Source organism: Enterobacter asburiae (genome assembly GCF_008080435.1).
In the GTDB taxonomy this organism is placed as follows: domain Bacteria; phylum Pseudomonadota; class Gammaproteobacteria; order Enterobacterales; family Enterobacteriaceae; genus Enterobacter; species Enterobacter asburiae_C.
Genome location: NZ_VRKN01000016.1, coordinates 1 through 12,860, shown reverse-complemented (window position 1 = coordinate 12,860; position 12,860 = coordinate 1). Strand labels below are relative to the sequence as shown.

At 55.9% G+C, this 12,860-nt stretch carries 11 protein-coding genes and 1 riboswitch; of the genes, 8 read left to right on the top strand and 3 right to left on the bottom strand.

What is annotated here, in order from left to right:
* Positions 1–67: 67 nt before the first annotated feature.
* Positions 68–1,219 (bottom strand): acetylornithine deacetylase, encoded by a 1,152-nt coding sequence (gene argE / locus FU672_RS20605; protein WP_148244629.1) that lies wholly within the window; start codon positions 1,217–1,219, stop codon positions 68–70.
* A gap of 88 nt (positions 1,220–1,307) precedes the next feature.
* On the opposite strand from argE, the gene argC reads away from it, so the two are divergent.
* The 4 genes from argC to oxyR all read left to right on the top strand — a co-directional run bounded on the left by argC (position 1,308) and on the right by oxyR (position 5,786).
* Entirely contained in the window at positions 1,308–2,312 is a 1,005-nt protein-coding gene (gene argC / locus FU672_RS20600; RefSeq protein WP_148244628.1) for an N-acetyl-gamma-glutamyl-phosphate reductase, read from the top strand.
* A gap of 6 nt (positions 2,313–2,318) precedes the next feature.
* Positions 2,319–3,095, top strand: a complete 777-nt coding sequence (gene argB / locus FU672_RS20595) for an acetylglutamate kinase (RefSeq protein ID WP_148244627.1) — start codon at positions 2,319–2,321, stop codon at positions 3,093–3,095.
* Between the two features lie 77 nt (positions 3,096–3,172).
* The gene (gene argH, locus FU672_RS20590; protein ID WP_148244626.1) at positions 3,173–4,546 is read left to right on the top strand and encodes an argininosuccinate lyase; all 1,374 of its coding nucleotides are present in this window, start codon (positions 3,173–3,175) and stop codon (positions 4,544–4,546) included.
* 313 nt (positions 4,547–4,859) lie between these two features.
* Positions 4,860–5,786, top strand: coding sequence for a DNA-binding transcriptional regulator OxyR (oxyR, locus tag FU672_RS20585; protein ID WP_148244625.1), 927 nt, complete (start codon positions 4,860–4,862; stop codon positions 5,784–5,786).
* Here oxyR and sthA read toward each other — a convergent pair.
* Positions 5,760–7,160: a Si-specific NAD(P)(+) transhydrogenase gene (sthA, locus tag FU672_RS20580; RefSeq protein WP_148244624.1), complete on the bottom strand. Its 1,401-nt coding sequence runs from the start codon at positions 7,158–7,160 to the stop codon at positions 5,760–5,762. The genes oxyR and sthA overlap by 27 nt on opposite strands.
* Positions 7,161–7,356: 196 nt before the next feature.
* On the opposite strand from sthA, the gene fabR reads away from it, so the two are divergent.
* On the top strand, positions 7,357–7,995 hold the full coding sequence (gene fabR, locus FU672_RS20575; RefSeq protein ID WP_008501784.1) for an HTH-type transcriptional repressor FabR: 639 nt from the start codon (positions 7,357–7,359) through the stop codon (positions 7,993–7,995).
* A gap of 9 nt (positions 7,996–8,004) precedes the next feature.
* Positions 8,005–8,364 (top strand): YijD family membrane protein, encoded by a 360-nt coding sequence (locus FU672_RS20570; protein WP_008501783.1) that lies wholly within the window; start codon positions 8,005–8,007, stop codon positions 8,362–8,364.
* A 90-nt stretch (positions 8,365–8,454) separates the two neighbouring features.
* On the opposite strand, the gene trmA is transcribed toward FU672_RS20570, so the two are convergent.
* Positions 8,455–9,555, bottom strand: coding sequence for a tRNA (uridine(54)-C5)-methyltransferase TrmA (gene trmA, locus FU672_RS20565; protein ID WP_134867021.1), 1,101 nt, complete (start codon positions 9,553–9,555; stop codon positions 8,455–8,457).
* 104 nt (positions 9,556–9,659) lie between these two features.
* Positions 9,660–9,835: riboswitch (cobalamin riboswitch) on the top strand.
* Between the two features lie 66 nt (positions 9,836–9,901).
* Here trmA and btuB point away from each other — a divergent pair.
* Entirely contained in the window at positions 9,902–11,755 is a 1,854-nt protein-coding gene (btuB, locus tag FU672_RS20560; RefSeq protein ID WP_148244623.1) for a TonB-dependent vitamin B12 receptor BtuB, read from the top strand.
* Positions 11,700–12,551: a glutamate racemase gene (gene murI / locus FU672_RS20555; protein WP_121423302.1), complete on the top strand. Its 852-nt coding sequence runs from the start codon at positions 11,700–11,702 to the stop codon at positions 12,549–12,551. Before btuB ends, murI begins: the two co-directional genes overlap by 56 nt.
* Positions 12,552–12,860 lie beyond the last annotated feature (309 nt).

Here is a 12,860-nt window from a genome sequence, read left to right as displayed (position 1 = left end):
GAGATGCTTATGGGAATGTGACGGAGATCGCGGGATTTTCCCCTCTCCAGGGAGAGGGGAAACGTCATTAATGCCAGCAGAAGTGATGCACAACCTGGGTAATCAGTTCGCGGGTGGGCTTGATGAAGCGGGTTTCCAGATATTCATCCGGCTGGTGCGCCTGGTTGATGGAGCCAGGGCCAAGTACCAGCGTAGGGCAAAGCGTCTGAATAAACGGCGCTTCGGTGCAGTAGTTCACCACGTCGGTTTTCTCACCGAGCAGCTTTTCCACCACTTCAACCAGCTGATGGTCCGGCGGGCATTCGTAACCCGGGATCGGCGGATGCAGTTCAGAGACCGTCAGGCGGCCCGGCCAGCGTTCGCTCACCGGGGCCAGCGCTTCATTCAGCAGGCCGTCGAGATCGCTCAACGTCATGCCAGGCAGCGGACGGATGTCCATATGCAGTTCGCAGCAGGCGCAAATACGGTTGGAGGCGTCGCCGCCATGCAGGCTGCCGAGGTTCAGGGTCGGATACGGCACGGTGAACGCGTCATAGTGATAACGTTCTTTCAGAGCGTCGCGCAGGGTCATGATGCGGCCGATGGCGTCATGCATCAGCTCGATGGCGTTCACGCCGCGCGCCGGATCGCTGGAGTGGCCGGACTGGCCCAGCACGCGCACGGCGGTAGAGATGTGGCCTTTGTGCGCGCGGATCGGCTGCAGAGAAGTCGGCTCGCCGATGATCGCGCAATCCGGGCGAATTGACGTGTTTTCAGAGAAGTAACGCGCGCCCGCCATGCTGGTTTCTTCATCGGCAGTCGCGAGGATGTAGAGCGGTTTTTTCAGCTTCGTCACGTCCACGTCACGCAGCGCGTCGAGGATAAAGGCGAAGAAGCCTTTCATGTCGGCGGTGCCCAGACCATAGAGCTTGTTGTCGTGCTCGGTCAGGGTGAACGGATCGCGCGTCCAGCGGCCATCGTCAAACGGCACGGTGTCGGTATGTCCGGCCAGCAGCAGGCCGCCCGCACCGGTTCCGGTGCTGGCGAGCAGGTTAAATTTGTTGCGTGTTCCGGGGACGGGCTGAACCTCAACGTTGAACCCAAGATCGCTAAACCAACCCGCCAGCAGATTGATTAAAGACTCATTGCTCTGATCCAGCGCTTCTTCCGTTGCGCTGATGGACGGCGTGGCAATCAGGGCGCGGTAGATCTCGATAAATGGCGGTAAGTTCATTTTCATTGTTGACACACCTTAGGTCGTGATAGTATCAATATTCATGCAATAAATGTGAATAAAAATACATTAACGTTGAGCATAAAGGAACCCGATGTTGAATACGCTGATTGTAGGCGCTAGCGGTTATGCGGGCGCAGAGCTTGTAAGCTACGTGAATCGCCATCCACATATGACCATAACCGCTTTGACCGTGTCAGCGCAAAGCAATGATGCAGGAAAGTTAATTTCCGATTTGCATCCGTGGCTTAAGGGCATTGTCGATCTGCCGCTGCAGCCCATGTCTGACATCAGCGAGTTTACCGACGGCGTCGACGTGGTGTTTTTAGCCACCGCGCATGAGGTCAGCCACGACCTGGCGCCGCAGTTCCTGGCGGCCGGCTGCGTGGTCTTCGACCTCTCCGGCGCGTTCCGGGTTAACGACGGCGCGTTTTACGAAAAATATTACGGCTTCACTCATCAGCATCCGGATCTGCTTGAAAAAGCGGTGTACGGCCTGGCGGAGTGGAGCGCAGACAAGCTAAAAGAAGCGGACCTGATTGCCGTGCCGGGCTGCTACCCGACCGCGGCGCAGCTTTCCCTGAAGCCGCTGATCGATGCAGGCCTGCTGGATCTCAACCAGTGGCCGGTGATCAACGCCACCAGCGGCGTGAGCGGAGCAGGGCGTAAGGCCGCTATCTCCAACAGCTTCTGCGAAGTGAGCCTTCAGCCGTATGGCGTGTTCAATCACCGTCATCACCCTGAAATCACGACGCATCTGGGCGCGGAGGTGATTTTCACCCCGCACCTGGGTAGCTTCCCGCGTGGGATCCTCGAAACCATTACCTGCCGCCTGAAGCCGGGCGTGACTAAAGAGCAGGTGAGCGAGGTCTTCACGCAGGCGTATGCGGATAAACCGCTGGTGCGCCTGTACGACAAAGGCGTGCCGGCGCTGAAAAACGTGGTCGGCCTGCCGTTCTGCGACATCGGCTTTGCCGTGCAGGGCGAGCATCTCATCGTTGTCGCCGCAGAAGATAACTTACTCAAAGGCGCTGCCGCACAGGCAATGCAGTGTGCAAATATTCGTTTCGGTTTCCCGGAAACGCAGGCTCTTATTTAAGGTGTGATGATGAACCCATTAATTATCAAACTCGGTGGTGTACTGCTGGACAGCGAAGAAGCGCTGGAGCGTCTGTTTACCGCGCTGGTGAACTATCGCGAATCACACCAGCGTCCGCTGGTGATTGTGCACGGCGGCGGCTGCGTGGTGGATGAGCTGATGAAAGGGCTCAACCTGCCGGTGAAAAAGAAAAACGGCCTGCGCGTCACGCCTGCCGATCAGATTGACATCATTACCGGTGCGCTGGCGGGTACGGCGAACAAAACGCTGCTGGCGTGGGCGAAGAAACATCATATCGCGTCCGTTGGTCTCTATCTGGGCGATGGCGACAGCGTAAAAGTGACCCAGCTCGACGAAGAGCTCGGCCACGTTGGACTGGCGCAGCCAGGTTCGCCTAAGCTGATTAACACGCTGCTGGAAGGCGGTTTCCTGCCGGTGGTGAGCTCTATCGGCGTGACCGAAGAGGGCGAGCTGATGAACGTCAACGCTGACCAGGCGGCGACGGCACTGGCGGCAACGCTGGGCGCGGATCTGATCCTGCTCTCCGATGTGAGCGGCATTCTGGACGGCAAAGGCCAGCGCATTGCGGAAATGACGGCTGAGAAAGCCGAGCAGCTGATCGCCCAGGGCATTATTACCGATGGCATGATCGTCAAAGTGAACGCCGCGCTGGATGCCGCACGCACGCTGGGTCGCCCGGTGGATATCGCCTCCTGGCGTCACGCGGAACAACTGCCGGCGCTGTTTAACGGCACGTCGATTGGCACGCGTATTTTAGCGTAATCGATTTAATGTTTTGTAGGCCCGGTAAGCGCAGCGCCACCGGGCAATGAAATTCAAAGATATTAAGGAAGCATGTTATGGCACTTTGGGGTGGGCGTTTTACACAGGCAGCGGATCAGCGGTTCAAGCAGTTCAACGACTCTTTGCGCTTCGATTACCGCCTGGCCGAACAGGACATTGTCGGCTCTGTAGCCTGGTCCAAAGCGCTGGTGACGGTGGGCGTACTGACCGCAGACGAACAATTACAGCTGGAAGAGGCGCTGAACAATCTGCTGGAAGAGGTGCGTCTTAACCCGCAGCAGATCCTCGAAAGCGATGCTGAAGATATTCACAGCTGGGTGGAAGGCAAACTTATCGACAAAGTCGGTCAGTTGGGTAAAAAGCTGCACACCGGCCGCAGCCGTAACGACCAGGTCGCCACCGATCTGAAGCTGTGGTGTAAAGATACCGTTGGCGAATTGCTGGCGGCCAACCGTCAGCTGCAGAGCGCGCTGGTGGAGACCGCGCAGAACAACCAGGACGCGGTGATGCCGGGTTATACCCACCTGCAGCGCGCCCAGCCGGTGACCTTTGCGCACTGGTGTCTGGCCTACGTTGAGATGCTGGCGCGTGATGAAAGCCGTCTGCAGGATACCCTGAAGCGTCTGGACGTCAGCCCATTGGGCAGCGGCGCGCTGGCCGGTACGGCGTATGAAATTGACCGTGATCAGCTGGCAGGCTGGCTGGGCTTTGCCTCCGCCACCCGTAACAGCCTGGACAGCGTGTCCGACCGCGACCACGTGCTGGAGCTGCTCTCCAATGCGTCTATCGGGATGGTGCACCTGTCGCGCTTTGCGGAAGACCTGATCTTCTTTAATTCTGGCGAAGCGGGCTTCGTCGAGCTGTCCGACCGCGTGACCTCAGGCTCATCCCTGATGCCGCAGAAGAAAAACCCGGACGCGCTGGAGCTGATTCGCGGCAAATGTGGCCGCGTGCAGGGCGCGCTGACCGGCATGATGATGACCCTGAAAGGTCTGCCGCTGGCGTACAACAAAGATATGCAGGAAGACAAAGAAGGGCTGTTCGACGCGCTCGACACCTGGCTGGACTGTCTGCATATGGGCGCACTGGTGCTGGACGGCATTCAGGTGAAACGTCCGCGCTGTCAGGAAGCGGCGCAGCAGGGCTATGCCAACTCTACCGAGCTGGCGGATTACCTGGTGGCGAAAGGCGTACCGTTCCGTGAGGCGCACCATATTGTGGGTGAAGCGGTAGTGGAAGCCATTCGTCAGGGTAAACCGCTGGAAGATCTGACGCTGGCCGACCTGCAGAAATTTAGCGCAGTTATCGGGGATGATGTGTATCCGATTCTGGCGCTGCAGTCGTGCCTGGATAAGCGTGCAGCGAAAGGCGGTGTGTCGCCGAAGCAGGTGGCGCAGGCGATTGCGGATGCGAAAAACCGGTTGGTTTGATTTGGTTTGAATAGTGCGGGCTGGTGCCCTCACCCCAGCCCTCTCCCACGGGGAGAGGGAGAAAAACAAAGCCTGGCTTAGCGCTGGGTTTTTTTACGCAAAAAAAAGCGGACCACGGGGTCCGCAAAAGTTCACGTTGGCTTTAGTTGTTCGAGTTTTGAGAGAAACTCGCTGACGGTGCGGGGTCGTTTTGGGTCAAACACGTGCCACCTCGTCTATGTGGTGTATTATTCAACAGAATGCTTGATAGGGATAATCGTTCGTTGCTATGCTATCTATCGCCATGAACTATCGTGGCGACGGAGGATGAATAATGAATATTCGTGATCTTGAATACCTGGTAGCGTTAGCCGAGCATCGTCACTTTCGCCGCGCGGCAGATTCCTGCCACGTCAGCCAGCCCACGCTGAGCGGTCAGATCCGCAAGCTGGAAGATGAGCTGGGCGTGATGCTGCTGGAGCGCACCAGTCGTAAGGTTCTGTTCACACAGGCAGGTCTTCTGCTGGTGGATCAGGCGCGCACCGTGCTGCGCGAGGTCAAAGTGCTCAAGGAAATGGCAAGCCAGCAGGGGGAAGCGATGTCCGGCCCGCTGCATATTGGCCTGATCCCAACCGTTGGCCCGTATCTGCTGCCGCAAATTATTCCGATGCTGCACCAGACGTTCCCGAAACTCGAAATGTACCTGCATGAAGCGCAAACTCATCAGCTGCTGGCGCAGTTAGACAGCGGTAAGCTCGACTGCGCTATTCTGGCGCTGGTTAAAGAGAGTGAAGCTTTTATCGAAGTGCCGCTGTTCGATGAGCCAATGATGCTGGCGATCTATGAAGATCACCCGTGGGCGAACCGCGATCGCGTACCGATGGCCGATCTGGCCGGTGAAAAGCTGCTGATGCTGGAAGATGGCCACTGCCTGCGCGATCAGGCGATGGGCTTCTGCTTCGAAGCGGGTGCGGATGAGGATACCCATTTCCGCGCAACCAGCCTGGAAACGCTGCGTAATATGGTCGCGGCGGGAAGTGGCATCACGCTGCTGCCTGCACTGGCGGTGCCGCGAGAGCGTAAGCGTGATGGCGTGGTCTATCTGCCGTGCATTAAGCCGGAGCCGCGTCGCACTATCGGCCTGGTGTATCGTCCGGGTTCACCGCTGCGCAGCCGCTATGAGCAGCTGGCAGAGGCCATCCGTAGTTCGATGGATGGCCATTTCGACAGCGCGTTAAAACAGGCGGTTCAGACCGTTTAGTGCCGCTACCCGATAGGCTTCTGCCATGGTCGGGTAGTTAAAGGTGGTGTTAACGAAGTACTCAATGGTGTTACCACCACCTTTTTGCTCCATGATCGCCTGGCCGATATGAATGATTTCCGCGGCGCGTTCACCAAAGCAGTGAATGCCGAGGATCTCTTTCGTCTCGCGATGGAACAGGATCTTCAGCGTCCCCACGCTCATTCCCACGATTTGCGCCCGCGCCAGATGTTTAAACTGCGCGCGACCCACCTCGTAAGGCACCTTCATTGACGTCAGCTGCTGCTCGGTTTTCCCGACTGAACTGATTTCCGGGATGGTATAGATGCCCGTTGGAATATCTTCAATCAGATGCGCCGTCGCTTCGCCTTTTACCAGCGCCTGGGCGGCAATGCGTCCCTGGTCGTAAGCGGCGGATGCCAGGCTTGGGTAACCAATCACGTCGCCGACTGCGTAAATGTGCGGCAGGGCGGTTTGATACATGCTGTTGACCTTCAGCTGACCGCGGCTGTCGGTTTCAAGCCCGATATTTTCCAGCTGCAGTGAATCGGTGTTGCCGGTGCGGCCGTTGGCGTACAGCAGGCAGTCTGCTTTCAGCTTCTTACCGGACTTCAGGTGCATGATCACCCCGTCGTCACAGCCTTCGATCTTCTCGTACTCTTCGTTGTGGCGAATCACCACGCCGCTGTTCCAGAAGTGGTAGGAGAGGGAGTCCGACATCTCCTGATCGAGGAACGCCAGCAGGCGGTCGCGGGTGTTGATCAGGTCAACTTTGACCTCCATTCCGCGGAAGATCGACGCATATTCGCAACCAATCACGCCCGCGCCATAAATGATCACGTGGCGTGGTTCGTGGTGCAGACTGAGGATGGAGTCGCTGTCGTAGACGCGCGGGTGAGAGAAGTCCACGTCGGCCGGATGGTACGGGCGTGAACCGCAGGCAATCACAAATTTTTCAGCCGTGATGGTTTCAACCGAACCGTCGTGGCATTCGAGTGCCAGGGTGTGTTCATCCACAAAATGCGCGTTGCCCTGCAAAATCTCACAGTGGTTACGCTCATAAAATCCCTGACGCATGCGTGTCTGCTGGTTAATAACGGTATCCGCGTGATTCAGGATGTCAGCAAAAGATGAACGAAGAAGTCGGGAGTGGTCGCTGTAAAGAGGGTTCTGGTTAAATTCGATAATGCGGCTAACGGCGTGGCGGAGGGCTTTCGAAGGGATGGTGCCCCAGTGGGTGCAACCGCCGCCGACATTATGGTAGCGCTCAATGACCGCTACTCTGGCTCCCTGTTTCACCAGACCCATAGCAGCACCTTCGCCGCCGGGGCCGGAACCAATAACTATTGCGTCGTAATCGTAGGAATGTGGCATGGCAAGGCTTACCTGTTCTTATACATAAAAGCAACAGAATCATAACATCATTGCCAGAGTAACCCAATTATCGTTGTGCTTTTTTCCGGCAGTGGAGCACAAACCGCACGTAAACAATCATTCACAAAGCCAGGCAAACAGATTAATTTTATTCTCTGGTATAGTGCCATCAGACCTTTGGAAGGATTCAACTATCGTGATGGGCGTAAGAGCACAACAAAAAGAGAAAACCCGGCGTTCGCTGGTGGAAGCCGCATTCAGTCAACTGAGTGCTGAGCGGAGTTTTGCCAGTTTGAGCCTGCGCGAAGTCGCACGCGAGGCCGGGATTGCGCCAACGTCCTTCTATCGTCATTTCCGTGATGTGGATGAACTGGGCCTGACCATGGTCGACGAGAGCGGGCTGATGCTGCGCCAGCTGATGCGCCAGGCGCGTCAGCGTATCGCCAAAGGGGGCAGCGTGATCCGCACCTCCGTATCGACCTTTATGGAATTTATCGGCAATAATCCCAACGCGTTTCGTCTGCTTCTGCGTGAGCGTTCGGGCACATCGGCGGCGTTTCGCGCCGCCGTCGCGCGTGAAATTCAGCACTTCATCGCGGAACTTGCCGACTATCTTGAACTCGAAAACCATATGCCGCGTGCGTTTACTGAAGCACAGGCCGAGGCGATGGTGACGATTGTTTTCAGCGCAGGTGCCGAAGCGCTGGATGTCAGCATTGAACAACGCAAGCAGCTCGAAGAGCGACTGGTATTGCAGCTCAGGATGATCTCCAAAGGCGCGTACTACTGGTATCGCCGTGAACAAGAGAAACTGGCACATCAAACCGAAGAGTGAAGGTGAGTAATGAAACAGTCAGGTCAGGATAAAGGGACGCTGTTGCTGGCATTGATCGCTGGCTTATCCATTAATGGTACGTTTGCCGCTATTTTTAGCTCAATCGTGCCGTTTTCTATTTTCCCGCTTATTGCGCTGGTGCTGACGGTTTACTGCCTGCATCAACGTTACCTGAACCGCACCATGCCGGTGGGGTTACCGGGGCTGGCCGCTGCCTGCTTTATTCTGGGCGTATTGCTGTATAGCACCGTGGTACGCGCGGAATATCCGGATATCGGCTCTAACTTCTTCCCTGCGGTACTGTCTGTGGCGCTGGTGTTCTGGATTGGCTCGCGCATGCGTAGCCGTAAGAGCCAGTTACCAGAGTAAAGGGTTTCTTCATTGTAGGCCGGATAAGCGAAGCGCCATCCGGCTTTTTTGGCAGGTGGCGCTTCGCTTACCTGCCCTACAAGGCCCACATTACTTCGCCGTGAGCAGTACGCCACACTCCATATGGTGCGTATACGGGAACTGATCGAACAGCGCCAGACGTTCAACCTTGTGCGTCTGGCCTAATGTTTCGAGGTTCTTGCACAGCGTCTCCGGGTTACAGGAGATGTACAAAATGCGCGGGTACGCCTGCACCATCTTCTCGGTTTCGCTGTCCAGGCCACTGCGCGGCGGGTCGACAAAAATCGTCTCACACTGGTAGCTCTTGAGATCGATCCCTTCCAGGCGGTTAAACTGGCGTACGCCGTTCATGGCCTGCGTGAACTCTTCTGCGGCCATACGTACGATCTGCACGTTGTCGATGTGGTTGGCGGCAATGTTGTACTGCGCGGCGGCCACCGACGGCTTGGCGATTTCCGTTGCCAGGACGCGATCGAAGTTACGCGCCAGCGCCAGCGAGAAGTTACCGTTACCGCAGTAGAGCTCAAGCAGATCGCCCGTTGACCCTTCCGTCGCCTTCAGCGCCCACTCCAGCATCTGCACGTTCATCGCGGCGTTCGGCTGGGTGAAGCTGTTCTCGACCTGACGATACACCATCTCTTTACCTGCCACCGGCAGGCGCTCGTCGATGTAATCCTGGTCCAGCATGATTTTGGTTTTTGTCGCGCGGCCAATCAGGTGAACGTTGATGTTCTGCGCACGCAGCGCATCGCGCAGCGCTTCTGCCTGCTCGCGCCACTCGTCGTTCAAGGCTTTGTGATAAAGCAGAGAGACAATCGCCTGATTGCTTTGCGTGGTCAGGTAGTCAATCTGGAACAGCTTGTTACGCAGTACCGGATTGTTGCGCACGCCGTCCATTATCAGCGTCATTAATTGATTAATGAGCTCGCTCGCCGCCGGAAAGCTGTCCACGCGAATACGGGATTTCGTCTGCTGATCGAAAATGATGTGGTACAGGTCGTCGCCGTCGTGCCAGATGCGGAACTCGGCGCGCATGCGGTAGTGGCTGACAGGAGAGCGGAACACCTCGGGAACGGGCGCGTTGAAAGGCGTCATCATACTTTGCAGGCGGACGACTTTCTCTGCCAGCTGCGCGTCGTACTGTTCTGTCGGGAGGTGTTCTGGGGTCATGATGCGTCCTGAGTGATAAAGAATTACGCGGGGATTGTAGGCATTGTTCAGGGGATGTCCAGATTTAATGGCCAATAGCTGTCTGGACATCTATACGTGTCTAATTGTAGCATTCTGTTTCCGGTCTCCTGAGAGTGAAAAGGGAATCCAGTGTAAATCTGGAGCTGACGCGCAGCGGTAAAGTCTGGCGGGATGAGCGTTGTAGACACTGTGAAAATGGGAAGTCTTCATCCTTATATAGCCACCTAGCCCGAAGACCTGCCGGGATCACGTCGCATTTGGTTTCATCATCGCGTGCTATCGATGAGGCCTGCGGCATCCTTCTTATATTGTGGATGCTTTAACAATGATTAAAAAAGTATCGCTGTTGACGGCGTTGTCCGTTACGGCATTTTCGGGCTGGGCGCAGGATAGCGCCGACTCGTTGGTGGTGACGGCAAATCGTTTTGAACAACCGGCAAAAACTGTTCTGGCGCCGACGTCCGTCGTGACGCGTGAAGATATTGAACGCTGGCAGGCAAAGAGCGTGGTAGAAATCATGTCACGTCTGCCTGGCGTGGATATCGCGCAAAGCGGTGGAATGGGCTCGAACTCTTCGACTTTTATTCGCGGAACAGAATCTCGCCATGTGCTGGTGCTGATTGACGGTATTCCTTTGAATAACGCCGGGATCAGCAATGTTCCCGATCTGAGCCAAATCCCGACCTCACTGATTCAGCGTATTGAGTACATCCGTGGCCCGCGTTCGGCCCTGTATGGCTCCGACGCGATTGGAGGCGTGATCAACATCATCACCGGACGTGACAAGCCGGGTGCAGAAATCTCGGCGGGCGTCGGCTCTAAGGGTTATCAGACCTATGACGGCGCTTTTCAGCAGGTGCTGGATAAAACCAAAATCACCATGGCGGGTAACTACACCTATACCCGTGGTTTTGATATTGATGCCCAGGATGCGCCGCGCCAGCCTGACCGCGATGGCTTTATGAGTAAATCGCTGTACGGCTCCGTGGAACAGCAGATTACCGACAGCGTGAGCGGCTTCTTCCGTGGCTTTGGTTATGACAACCGCACCGCGTATGACGGTTACGATCACTACGACGCCAACTTTATGGTGGATGGACGACCTGATACTCGCCAGCTCTACAGCCAGAACTGGGATACCGGTCTGCGTTACAACCAGGGGATTTTCCAGTCTCAGCTGGTGGCGGGTTACGGTCGCAGTAAAGATCAGAACTATGATCCGAAGAAAGGGCGTTACGCTGATTCCGCCACCATGGATGATGTGAAGCAGTACACCACCCAATGGCTCAACACCGTGGAAGTCGGTCACGGCAACATCGGCGCAGGTCTGGACTGGCAAAAGCAGAAGACGCAGGCCGGAACGGGCTACCTGGATAAAGGTTACGAGCAACGCAATACCGGCGTGTTTGTTTCGGCGATGCAGCAGTTCAGCAGCGTGACGCTGGAAGCGGCGGCGCGTAATGACGACAACTCCAACTTTGGTAACCATGGAACATGGCAAACCAGCGCAGCGTGGGAGTTTGTGGATGGCTATCGCGTGATTGCCTCCTACGGTACCGCATTTAAAGCACCAACTATGAGCCAGATCCACAGCGCTTCTTACGGCAATCCGGATCTTAAACCGGAGGAGAGTAAGCAGTGGGAAGGGGGCTTTGAAGGCCTGACGGGACCGGTCAACTGGCGTATCACCGGTTATCGCAATGACATCGATAATCTTATTAGCAGCGATCCGCATACGTATCGTTACTACAACGTTGACGAAGCACGTATTAAAGGTGTGGAAGCGACGGCACAGTTCGATACTGGCCCGGTCGGACATCAGATTTCCTATGATTATGTCGACCCGCGTAATGCCAAAACCAACGAAGTACTGGCCCGCCGTTCTAAGCAGCAGGTTAAGTACCAGCTGGACTGGCAGGTATGGGATCTCGACTGGAACCTTGCCTACCGTTATCTGGGCACCCGCTATGATGTCGCGATTGATCCAGACACCTATTCGTCAGAACGCGTGAAAATGGGCGGTGTCAGTCTGTGGGATGTCGCAGTTTCGTATCCTGTCACCTCACATCTCACAGTTCGTGGTAAAATAGCCAACCTGTTCGATAAAGATTACGAGACAGTTTATGGCTACCAAACTGCAGGACGGGAATACACCTTGTCTGGCAGCTACACCTTCTAATCCGCGTCCCACCGTGCTGGTGTTTGATTCCGGCGTCGGTGGGCTTTCGGTCTATGATGAGATTCGGCATCTCCTGCCGGATCTCCATTACATCTACGCCTTCGATAACGTCGCTTTCCCGTATGGGGAAAAGAGCGAAGATTTTATTGTTGAGCGTGTGGTTGAAATCGTCACCGCGGTACAAAAGCGCTATCCCCTTGCGCTGGCCGTCATTGCCTGTAATACGGCAAGCACCGTTTCTCTTCCCGCCCTGCGTGAAAAATTCCCGTTCCCGGTTGTAGGCGTCGTGCCTGCGATAAAGCCTGCCGCACGTCTGACGGCGAACGGCATTGTGGGTTTGCTGGCAACGCGAGGTACGGTAAAGCGTCCTTATACCCGCGAGCTGATCGACCGTTTTGCCAACGAATGCCAGATTGCGATGCTGGGTTCGGCTGAGCTGGTGGAGATGGCTGAAGCGAAGCTTCATGGAAAGGCGGTATCACTCGACGAGCTGCGTCGTATTCTTCGTCCGTGGCTGCGGATGCCCGAACCCCCGGATACCGTTGTGCTGGGCTGTACCCACTTCCCGCTATTACAGGAAGAGCTATTAGAGGTGCTGCCGGAGGGGACGCGCCTGGTGGATTCCGGTGCAGCTATCGCCCGTCGTACGGCCTGGCTGCTGGAACACGAAGCACCGGATGCGAAATCTACAGATGCGAATATCGCGTTTTGTATGGCCATCACGAAAGAGACTGAGCAACTTTTACCCGTTTTACGCCGTTATGGCTTTGAAACGCTCGAAAAACTGGCGCTGTAGCACGGTTTTGAGCAAAAAAGAGACGGTTGAACGTTTTTTTTAAAAGAGGGGTTGTCAACGTCTGAGAACTCCCTATAATGCGCCTCCACTGACACGGAACAACGGCTACAGGCCGCCGGGTTAGCGGGGTTCAGAGATGAACGCCAGCAGAGAAAAGCGAAAATAATCACTTGACTCTGAATGAGGAAAACGTAATATACGTGACCTCGCAACGGTGAGCGAAAGCCGCGTTGCACTGCTCTTTAACAATTTATCAGACAATCTGTGTGGGCACTCAAAGTGACATGGATTCTTAACGTCTTCGGACAA

What these genes read in the sequence shown, in the direction of transcription:
- argE (WP_148244629.1), bottom strand. Translation starts at nt 1,219, where the DNA reads ATGAAAATGAACTTACCGCCATTTATCGAGATCTACCGCGCCCTGATT.
- argC (WP_148244628.1), top strand. Translation starts at nt 1,308, where the DNA reads ATGTTGAATACGCTGATTGTAGGCGCTAGCGGTTATGCGGGCGCAGAG.
- argB (WP_148244627.1), top strand. Translation starts at nt 2,319, where the DNA reads ATGATGAACCCATTAATTATCAAACTCGGTGGTGTACTGCTGGACAGC.
- argH (WP_148244626.1), top strand. Translation starts at nt 3,173, where the DNA reads ATGGCACTTTGGGGTGGGCGTTTTACACAGGCAGCGGATCAGCGGTTC.
- oxyR (WP_148244625.1), top strand. Translation starts at nt 4,860, where the DNA reads ATGAATATTCGTGATCTTGAATACCTGGTAGCGTTAGCCGAGCATCGT.
- sthA (WP_148244624.1), bottom strand. Translation starts at nt 7,160, where the DNA reads ATGCCACATTCCTACGATTACGACGCAATAGTTATTGGTTCCGGCCCC.
- FU672_RS20570 (WP_008501783.1), top strand. Translation starts at nt 8,005, where the DNA reads ATGAAACAGTCAGGTCAGGATAAAGGGACGCTGTTGCTGGCATTGATC.
- trmA (WP_134867021.1), bottom strand. Translation starts at nt 9,555, where the DNA reads ATGACCCCAGAACACCTCCCGACAGAACAGTACGACGCGCAGCTGGCA.
- btuB (WP_148244623.1), top strand. Translation starts at nt 9,902, where the DNA reads ATGATTAAAAAAGTATCGCTGTTGACGGCGTTGTCCGTTACGGCATTT.
- murI (WP_121423302.1), top strand. Translation starts at nt 11,700, where the DNA reads ATGGCTACCAAACTGCAGGACGGGAATACACCTTGTCTGGCAGCTACA.